Annotated in this window: 6 protein-coding genes; 3 read left to right on the top strand and 3 right to left on the bottom strand. The window is 71.9% G+C overall.

Annotation, left to right across the window (positions count from 1 at the left end; all coding sequences use genetic code 11):
- The 3 genes from ACJ73U_RS45410 to ACJ73U_RS45400 all read right to left on the bottom strand — a co-directional run.
- The coding region (locus ACJ73U_RS45410) for a xanthine dehydrogenase family protein molybdopterin-binding subunit (protein WP_407784010.1) at positions 1–2,037 on the bottom strand (2,037 nt) is incomplete at its 3' end.
- On the bottom strand, positions 2,034–2,987 hold the full coding sequence (locus ACJ73U_RS45405) for an FAD binding domain-containing protein (protein WP_407784009.1): 954 nt from the start codon (positions 2,985–2,987) through the stop codon (positions 2,034–2,036). The genes ACJ73U_RS45410 and ACJ73U_RS45405, both read right to left, overlap by 4 nt.
- Positions 2,974–3,426, bottom strand: a complete 453-nt coding sequence (locus tag ACJ73U_RS45400) for a (2Fe-2S)-binding protein (RefSeq protein WP_407784008.1) — start codon at positions 3,424–3,426, stop codon at positions 2,974–2,976. The genes ACJ73U_RS45405 and ACJ73U_RS45400 overlap by 14 nt, the downstream gene beginning before the upstream one ends.
- Positions 3,427–3,594: 168 nt before the next feature.
- Here ACJ73U_RS45400 and ACJ73U_RS45395 point away from each other — a divergent pair, with 168 nt between their 5' ends.
- The 3 genes from ACJ73U_RS45395 (at position 3,595) to ACJ73U_RS45385 (ending at position 8,221) form a co-directional block, all read left to right on the top strand.
- Positions 3,595–4,161: a TetR/AcrR family transcriptional regulator gene (locus ACJ73U_RS45395; RefSeq protein ID WP_407784007.1), complete on the top strand. Its 567-nt coding sequence runs from the start codon at positions 3,595–3,597 to the stop codon at positions 4,159–4,161.
- A gap of 278 nt (positions 4,162–4,439) precedes the next feature.
- Positions 4,440–6,032: an MDR family MFS transporter gene (locus ACJ73U_RS45390; RefSeq protein WP_407784006.1), complete on the top strand. Its 1,593-nt coding sequence runs from the start codon at positions 4,440–4,442 to the stop codon at positions 6,030–6,032.
- A gap of 479 nt (positions 6,033–6,511) precedes the next feature.
- Positions 6,512–8,221 carry a glycoside hydrolase domain-containing protein gene (locus ACJ73U_RS45385; protein WP_407784005.1) on the top strand — a complete coding sequence of 570 codons (1,710 nt, stop codon included), beginning with the start codon at positions 6,512–6,514 and terminating at the stop codon, positions 8,219–8,221.
- Positions 8,222–8,260: the final 39 nt, after the last annotated feature.

Raw genomic sequence — 8,260 nt, 5'->3', positions numbered from 1 at the left:
GTTGTGCAGGGTGTCGGGGTGTTCGACGACGTGGACGTCGACCTGTGGGATGTCGGCGTTGACCGGCATCAGGTAGCCGGCGAGGTCGGCGTTGGCGAGTCGGCCGTTGTCCTCGATCTCCAGTCCTTCGTGCAGCGCCGCGGAGATACCCCAGATCATGCCGCCGGTGAGCTGGCCGCGGGCGGCGGCGGGGTTGATGATGCGCCCGGCGTCGAACACGCCCAGCATCCGCGACACCCGGACCTCGCGAGTCCACCGGTGCACCCGGACCTCGACGAACTGCGCACCGAAGGAACTGAAGGAGTGCTTGGTCAACTCCTCACCCGGCGCTGAGGACCCGTTCCTCGCCAACTCGGTGCGGCCCATGCTCCCCAACAGCTCACCAAAGGTCATGCTCCGCCCCGCCGCCAGCACCCGGCCGGCCGCGTAGGAGACCTCCAGCCCCGCGAACGGCCCACCAGGCGCGGACGCCAGGGCCACGAGATCGTCGATGACCGCGCCGGCGGCGACCATGATGGCCGTGCCCGCGCTCGCGGTGGCGGAGGAGGCGCCGGACATGCCACCCGGCGGCAGCGACGAGTCGCCGAGGACGGGGGTGACCCGCGACCGCTCGATGTCGAGCGACTCGGCACCGACCAGGGAGAGCACGGTCAGCAGGCCGGTGCCCGGGTCCGCGCCGCTGGTCGCGACCTCGGCGGTGTCGTCGGCCCGCAGCGTGACCCGCACGGTGGCGGGAAACCGCAGGGCGGGGAACATGGCGGTGGCGGTACCCATCCCGACGAGCCAGTCACCCTCCTCGCGACCGTGCGGCCGGCGGGCCGACCAGCCGAACCGGGCGGCGCCGATCCGGTAGCACTCGTCGAGGTGCTTGCTCGACCACAACAGATCCGAACCCAGCGGAGAGGTCGAGTCGTTCTTCAGGCGCAGCTCGATGGGGTCCATGCCCAGCGCCACCGCCAGCTCGTCCATCGCGCTCTCCAGCGCGAAGGACCCCGGCGCCTCACCCGGTGCGCGCATCCACGTGGTGGGCGGGATGTTGAGCGGCACCACCTTCTGGACGAGCCCCAGGTTCGGCACCGAGTAGTACTCCTTGGTGCTGTGCGAGGTCGGCTCGACGAACGACCTGTCGGCCGCCGCCGCGGCCCACGACTCGTGGCGTACCGCCACCAGCGTGCCGTCCGGTTCCGCGCCGAGCGAGACCTTCTGCACCGTCGCCGCGCGGTTCGCGGTCGCGGTGAAGATCTGCTCGCGGGTCAGGACCACCTTGACCGGCCGGTCGAGCACGCGTGCCGCCGCCGCGGCCAGGAACGCCGCGGCCGACGTGCGGCCCTTGCCGCCGAACGCGCCGCCGACGAACGGGTTGACGGCGTGGACCTTCGACAGGTCCACCTCCAGTGCGCTCGCCAGCTCCATCGCCTGCAGGTTGGCGCCCTGGTTCCCGCTGTAGACGGTCAGCTCGCCGTCCACCCACACGGCGACCGCCGAGTGCGGCTCGATCGCGGCGTGGTTCTGCGGCGCCGTGGCGTACGTGCCCTCGACCACGACCGGGCTCGCCGCCAGCGCGTCCTCGATGGACTCGACGCCCGGCGCCAGGATGCTGTCCGTCGACGGTGACCCGTCCCGGTTCGGCGGCGCGTCCTCCGCCGTCGCCAGCTCGTCCGCCAGCGAGGTCCGGGCCGGACGCTCGTCGTAGGTGACGGCGATGGTCATCGCCGCGTCCCGCGCGTGCTCGAAGGTGTCCGCCACGACCAGGCCGATCGGCTGGCCGTAGTACGCGACACTCTTGTCCTGCATGGGAACCCACGTCTCGCCGAACACGGGTGTGGTGCCGGGGCGCAGCTCGAGGCGGTCGAACGGCGAGTACACGCCCAGCACCCCGGGCTCGCTCCTCGCCGCGGTGGTGTCCAGCTGGCGGATCTCGCCGTTGGCGACCGTGCTGAGCACGACGTACCCGTAGACCGTGCCGTCGGGGTTGTTGTCGGCGCCGTACCTCGCGCGGCCCGTGACCTTCAGCGGACCGTCCACTCTGCTGGTCATGCGCGGCTCACCTCGATCAGTGCGCGGACGACGGTCCGCCTCAGCAGGGGCACCTTGTAACCGTTGTCCGCCAGGGGTTGGGCGCCGTCCGCGGCCACCGACGCGGCGGCCTCGAACGACTCGACGGTCGCCGGTGCGCCGCGCAGCGCCTCCTCGACCGCGGGGAGCCGCCACGGCACGGTCGCCACACCGCCCGCCGCCACCCGGGCGTCGACGATCCGGGAGTCCCGGACGTCCAGTGCGACGGCGGCCGAGCACAACGCGAACTCGTAGGACGCGCGGTCCCGGACCTTCACGTAGGTCGACCGCGCCGCGAAGTCCAGCCGTGGCACGACGACCTCGGTGACCAGCTCTCCGGGTCGCAGCTCGTTCTCGACCTCGGGCGTGTCGCCGGGCAGGCGGTAGAAGTCGGCCAGCGGCACCGTCCGGGCACCGTCGGCGCCGGCCAGCACGACCGCCGCGTCCAGCGCGACGAGCGCGACCGCCAGGTCGCTCGCGTGGGTGGCCACGCACTTCTCGCTCGTGCCCAGCACGGCGTGCATCCGGCTGGCGCCGGTGATCGCGGAGCAGCCGCTGCCGGGTACGCGCTTGCCGCAGGGCGTGGCGATGTCGCGGAAGTAGCCGCACCGCGTGCGCTGCAACAGGTTCCCGCCGATGCTGGCCATGTTGCGCAGCTGCTGGGAGGCGCTGGCCAGCAGGGCGCGGGAGATCACCGGGTACACGCCGGGGTGCGCGGCGACGTCCGCCATGCGCTCCAGCGCGCCGATGCGCAGGCCGTCGCGGGTGTCGATGCCGCGCAGCGGGAGGTCGTTGATGTCCAGGACCTGGTCCGGCGTCAGGACGTTCAGCTTCATCAGGTCGACCAGGGTCGTCCCGCCGGCCAGGTAGGTGCCCGGTGCGGCGATGGCGGCGGCGACGGTCGCCGGTGCGGTCAGCTCAAAGGGTCGCATCGGCCCGCCTCGCCTGCTCGACCGCCGCGACGATGTTCGGGTACGCCGCGCACCGGCAGAGGTTGCCCGACATGAACTCCCGGACGTCGGCGACGTCCTGCGCCACCGCGGCCACGGCGGACATGATCTGCCCGGAGGTGCAGAAGCCGCACTGGAAGGCGTCCTGGTCGACGAACGCCTGCTGCACCGGGTGCAGCCGGTCGCCGTCCGCCAACCCCTCGACCGTGGTGACCCTCCCGCGCACGGTCGCGGCGAGCGTGAGGCAGGAGAGCACGGGCCTGCCGTCGACGTGCACCGTGCACGCGCCGCACTGGCCGCGGTCGCAGCCCTTCTTCGGACCGGTTGTCGAAAGTCGTTCGCGCAGCGCGTCCAGTAACGTCACGCCCGGCTCGACACTCAACTTCTCGGTGTGGCCGTTGACTTCGAGGGAGATGTCCACTGGAACTCTTTTCCCCGGTGCTGTGGAGTCCGTGGCGCCCGCTCGTCAGGCGCCCACTGAAACGGATATCTATCCGCTTCGACGCTACCCGGGCCAGTATCGCCTAGCAACGAACTGGAGTTCCTCCAGGTACATTCGGTGCACGAAGGGGCAGGGGAGGAGGCGCGGATGACGACCGGGTCGGTGAGCCCCCGCCGCGCGGACACGCGACGCAACAACGAGCGCATCCTCGCGGCGGCGCTGGAGTCCCTCGCGAGCGGCGACGAGCTCTCCTTCAACGCCATCGCCAGGAAGGCGGGCGTCGGCGTCGGCACCGTGTACCGGCACTTCCCCACCCCGGAGGCGCTGGTGCTGGCCGTCTACCGGCGCGAGGTGCGCCACCTCGTCGAGGTCGTGCCGGAGCTGCTCGCGGAGCACGCACCCGAGGCGGCGTTCAGGATCTGGACCAGCCACCTCGCGAGCTACATGATGACCAAGCGCGGCCTGGCCGACGCCCTGTCCGCCGCCACCGCCGGCGCGTACGAGGACCTCGCCGCCCGCACCTACGACGCCATGCTCGGCGCGGTCACCACGCTGCTGGAGGCCAACGTCCGCGCCGGCACCGCCCGCGCCGGCCTCGACCCGCGGACGGTGCTGCTCTGCCTGGCCGGCCTGATGCACCTCGACCCGACCGGCGACTGGCAGCGCCAGACCGAGAACTTCACCGACCTGCTGTGGCACGGCCTGCGCGGCTGACCCGACTCCGCGCCTCCCGCGTTCGAACGGGGTGAGCCGCGGTCGCCGATGTCCTCGACCGTCTCTCACCCGGCGCCGCGCTGCCGGCGGGTGCGGCTGGGTTCGGGTAGCGGCCTGCAGGCTCGGGCCTGGTCGTCGCTGCAGCCGGCGTCTGGTCTACCGCGCCGTCCTCGACGGAGACGCCACCACCCTGGTCGTCACCCTGACCGGAGGAATACTCTGCCCATTGCGCAAGTTTGCACAGTGAGCAAGAATTCGTCTGGCTTGAAGGCGGTGTCATGAGGACCGAGGGGATCGAGGCGGGCGCGGGACCCAAAGCGCCGTCCGGGGCGATGGGGCGCCGGCAGGTGCTGGAGTCGCTGTCCGGGCTGTTGTTGGTGCTGTTCGTGGCGATGATCAGCTCGACCGTGGTGTCGATCGCGCTGCCGCGGATCGTCGGGTCGTTGAACGGGACGCAGACCCAGTACACGTGGGTCGTCACGGCGACCTTGCTGTCCGCGACGGCCACGACGCCGATCTGGGGCAAGCTCGCCGACCTGTTCAACAAGAAGACGCTGGTCCAGGTCGCGATCGTGATCTTCGTGGTCGGGTCGATGGTGGCCGGGCTCAGCCAGAGCGCGGGACAGCTGATCGCCGCGCGGGCGTTCCAGGGCATCGGCGTGGGTGGCCTGCAGGCGCTGGTGCAGGTCGTGATCGCCGCGATCATCCCGCCGCGCGAGCGGGGCAGGTACAACGGGCTGCTCGGCGCGGTCATGGCGGTCGCGACGGTCGGCGGTCCGCTGCTCGGCGGCCTGATCGTGGACGTGTCGTGGCTGGGCTGGCGGTGGTGCTTCTTCGTCGGCGTGCCGATCGCGGTGATCGCGTTCGTCGTGCTGCAGCGGACCCTGCGGCTGGCGACGGTGCGCCGCGCGAACGTCCAGGTCGACTACCTGGGTGCGGCCCTGATCGCGGCGGGCGTGAGCGTGCTGCTGATCTGGGTGTCGTTCGTCGACAACTCGTTCGACTGGCTGTCGTGGCAGACCGCGGTCATGGTGGCGGGCGGTCTGGTGCTCCTCGCGCTGGCCGTGCTGGTGGAGTCCAGGGTGCGTGAGCCGATCGTGCCGCTGACCATCGTCGTGCAGCGCACGCCGGCGCTGGCGATCGTCGCGAGCCTCGCGGTCGGCATGGCCATGTTCGGTGGCGCGGTGTTCCTCGGCCAGTACTTCCAGGTCGGCCGTGGCTACAGCCCGACAGAAGCCGGCCTGCTGACCATCCCGCTGATGGCCGGCGTGCTGGTGTCCTCGACGATCTCCGGCCAGCTGATCAGCCGCACCGGGCGGATCAAGCCCTACATCGTCGTCGGCGCGGTCGTCCTGGTGCTGGGGTTCCTCGCGCTGGGCATGGTCGACCACGCCACCGCGCTGTGGGTCGTCGGCGCCGCGATGGCCGTGGTCGGCATCGGCGTCGGCATGACCATGCAGAACCTCGTGCTGGCCGTGCAGAACGACGTGCCCCTGCGGGACCTGGGCGCGGCGAGCGCCTCGGTCACGTTCTTCCGTTCGCTGGGCGGGACCATTGGTGTGTCGGTGCTCGGCGCGGTGCTCGCGAACCGGGTCACCGCCGACCTGACCGCCGCACTGCACGTGCCCGAGGGGCAGGCGTCGACGGGCAGCGTGAGCGCGCTGAACCTGGCCGCGCTGCCGCCGCGGGTCCAGCAGGTCGTGCACACCGTCTACGGCGACGCGACCGCGCACATCTTCCTGATCTCCGCCGCGGTCGCCGTGGTGGGGGTGCTCGCGGCGCTGCTGTTGAAGCCGATCGTGCTGCGCGACACGATCGACCTGGAGAAGCGGAAGGAAGAAGCGGCGGCGTCCGACCCGCTCGTGGGATAAGGGAGAACAGAATGAGCGGCAGCGCGGCCGAGCTCAACCCCTTCGAACCCGTCGTGGAACAGTTCGGCCCGCGGTGCCGTGACCGCGGCCGAACACGACGCGATCGTCGAGCTGTACACCGACCTGCGCGGACGGATCCGGTCCGGCGCCGAGGAACTGGGCGTGTCGGTGACGTTCGTGAGGCTCTACGGCGACGCGCACACCGCGCTGCGCGACACCGCCGACCGCTGCCACGCCGACACCGTGGTGGTCGGCGCGTCGCGGAAGGCAGGCCACGCTTCGCGGGCTCCGTCACGACGCGGCTCATCCGCACCGGCCACTGGCCGGTCCTGGTCGTTCCCTGACGGCTGCGCGGGCCGCGCAGCCGCCGTCCCGTACCAGCGGGAGAACCGGCGCGCAAAGGATTTTCGCCAGGGTCGAAACGCTTTCCGAGGCGGACGGCGCGTCAATAGCATGCGGCGGATCGAAAGGGAGACCCCATGCCATCTCTGCGAATGCGTGCCATCGCCGTCGCCGCGCTGCTGGTCGGGGGTGTGCTCACCGCGGCCGCGTCCGCCGCCGCGGCTCCCGCACCCCGAACCGTCACCTACCACGGCTACCAGGTTGACGTGCCCGCGAGCTGGCGGGTCGTCGACCTGGCCGAGCAGCCGCGGGCCTGCGTCCGGTTCGACGTCGCGACCGTCTACCTGGGACGCCCCGGCGAGCAGACCGACTGCCCCACGCGGTTGGTCGGTCGCGCCGCCGGGCTGCTGATCGAACCGCTGGCCGGGCTGGCGCCCGAGCGGGTGCCCGACGGGGTGGTGACCGCCCCGGCCGGCTCGGCCCGGCCGCCGAAGGACGCCACGTCCCACGACGGCGCCGTGCGGCTCGCGGTCGAGGACGCCGGGGTGCTGGTCACGGCCGCGCACAACGGGACCACCGAGCCGGTGGTGCGCCGGGTGCTGGACTCGGCCCGGCTGGTGCCCGGCGGGGCACCCGCGTCGCTGCCCGCGGCCCCGCTGGTGGCCGACGCGCAGATCGTGGCGCCCGGCACGTTCGAGGGCAAGGGTTTCGACGCGTGCGCGGCACCCTCGCAGTCCACCATGAACGCGTGGCTGGCCTCGCCGTACCGGTCGATCGGCATCTACACCAGCGGCAGCTTCCGTGGCTGCTCACAACCCAACCTGACCGCGACCTGGGTCGCGAACCAGGCGGCCAACGGCTGGCGGTTCGTCCTCACCGACGTCGGCCGGCAGGCGCCGTGCACCAGCTTCAGCCTGAAGATGTCCACGGACCCGGCCACCGCGAAGTCGCAGGGCAGCACGGCCGCCGACGCCGCCATCTCGGCCGCCACCGCACTCGGGTTCGGCAGCGGCAGCGCCGTCTACAGCGACATCGAGAACTACAGCTCGACCTCCTCGTGCAAGGCGAGCGTGCTGTCCTACGTCAGCGGCTGGACCGAGCGGCTGCACGCCAAGGGCTGGCTGTCCGGTGTGTACTCCAGCGCCTCCTCGGGCATCAAGGACCTGTCGAGCGCCTACTCCAGCACGACCTACACCCGGCCGGACCACATCTTCTTCGCCTGGTGGAACAGCGCGGCGGACACCGACACCGGTTCCTACGTGCCTGCCACCCAGTGGGCCGGCCACCAGCGCATCCACCAGTACGTCGGCGAGAACCAGGAGACCTACGGCGGCGTCCGCATCAACATCGACCGCGACTACCTCGACGTCGGCACCGGCAACCCGGTGCCGTGCGACTCGGTGAGCCTGGACTTCAGCGCCTACCCGTCGCTGTCGTCCGGTTCGACCGGCGGCGCGGTCAAGGCGGCCCAGTGCCTGCTGGCCACCGCGGGACAGCTGCCGGCGGCGACCAACCCGAGCGGCACCTTCGACGCGACGACCGTCTCGGCCGCCAAGGCGTTCCAGCAGTCGCGCGGCCTGAGCGCCGACGGCGTCGTCGGACCGCACACCTGGACGGCCCTGCTGTCCACCGGCGACACCCCGACGCTGCAGCAGGGCGCCTCCGGCTCGGCGGTGCGCAGGCTCCAGCGCGCGCTCACGGCGGCCCTCGGCTCGGCGGTCGGTATCGACGGCTCCTTCGGCCCCGGCACGGACTCCGCGGTGCGCTCGTACCAGAGCTCTCGCAGTCTCGGCGTGGACGGCACGGTCGGCCCCGCCACCTGGGGCGCGCTCCAAGCCGGCAAGTGACCCCCGGCGTCGCGCCGACCGTTCCCCCCAGCGGTCGGC

This window comes from Actinophytocola sp. (assembly GCF_045807065.1).
GTDB lineage: Bacteria > Actinomycetota > Actinomycetes > Mycobacteriales > Pseudonocardiaceae > Actinophytocola.
This window is presented reverse-complemented; position numbering and strand designations above follow the sequence as displayed.

What these genes read in the sequence shown, in the direction of transcription:
- ACJ73U_RS45395 (WP_407784007.1), top strand. Translation starts at nt 3,595, where the DNA reads ATGACGACCGGGTCGGTGAGCCCCCGCCGCGCGGACACGCGACGCAAC.
- ACJ73U_RS45390 (WP_407784006.1), top strand. Translation starts at nt 4,440, where the DNA reads ATGAGGACCGAGGGGATCGAGGCGGGCGCGGGACCCAAAGCGCCGTCC.
- ACJ73U_RS45405 (WP_407784009.1), bottom strand. Translation starts at nt 2,987, where the DNA reads ATGCGACCCTTTGAGCTGACCGCACCGGCGACCGTCGCCGCCGCCATC.
- ACJ73U_RS45385 (WP_407784005.1), top strand. Translation starts at nt 6,512, where the DNA reads ATGCCATCTCTGCGAATGCGTGCCATCGCCGTCGCCGCGCTGCTGGTC.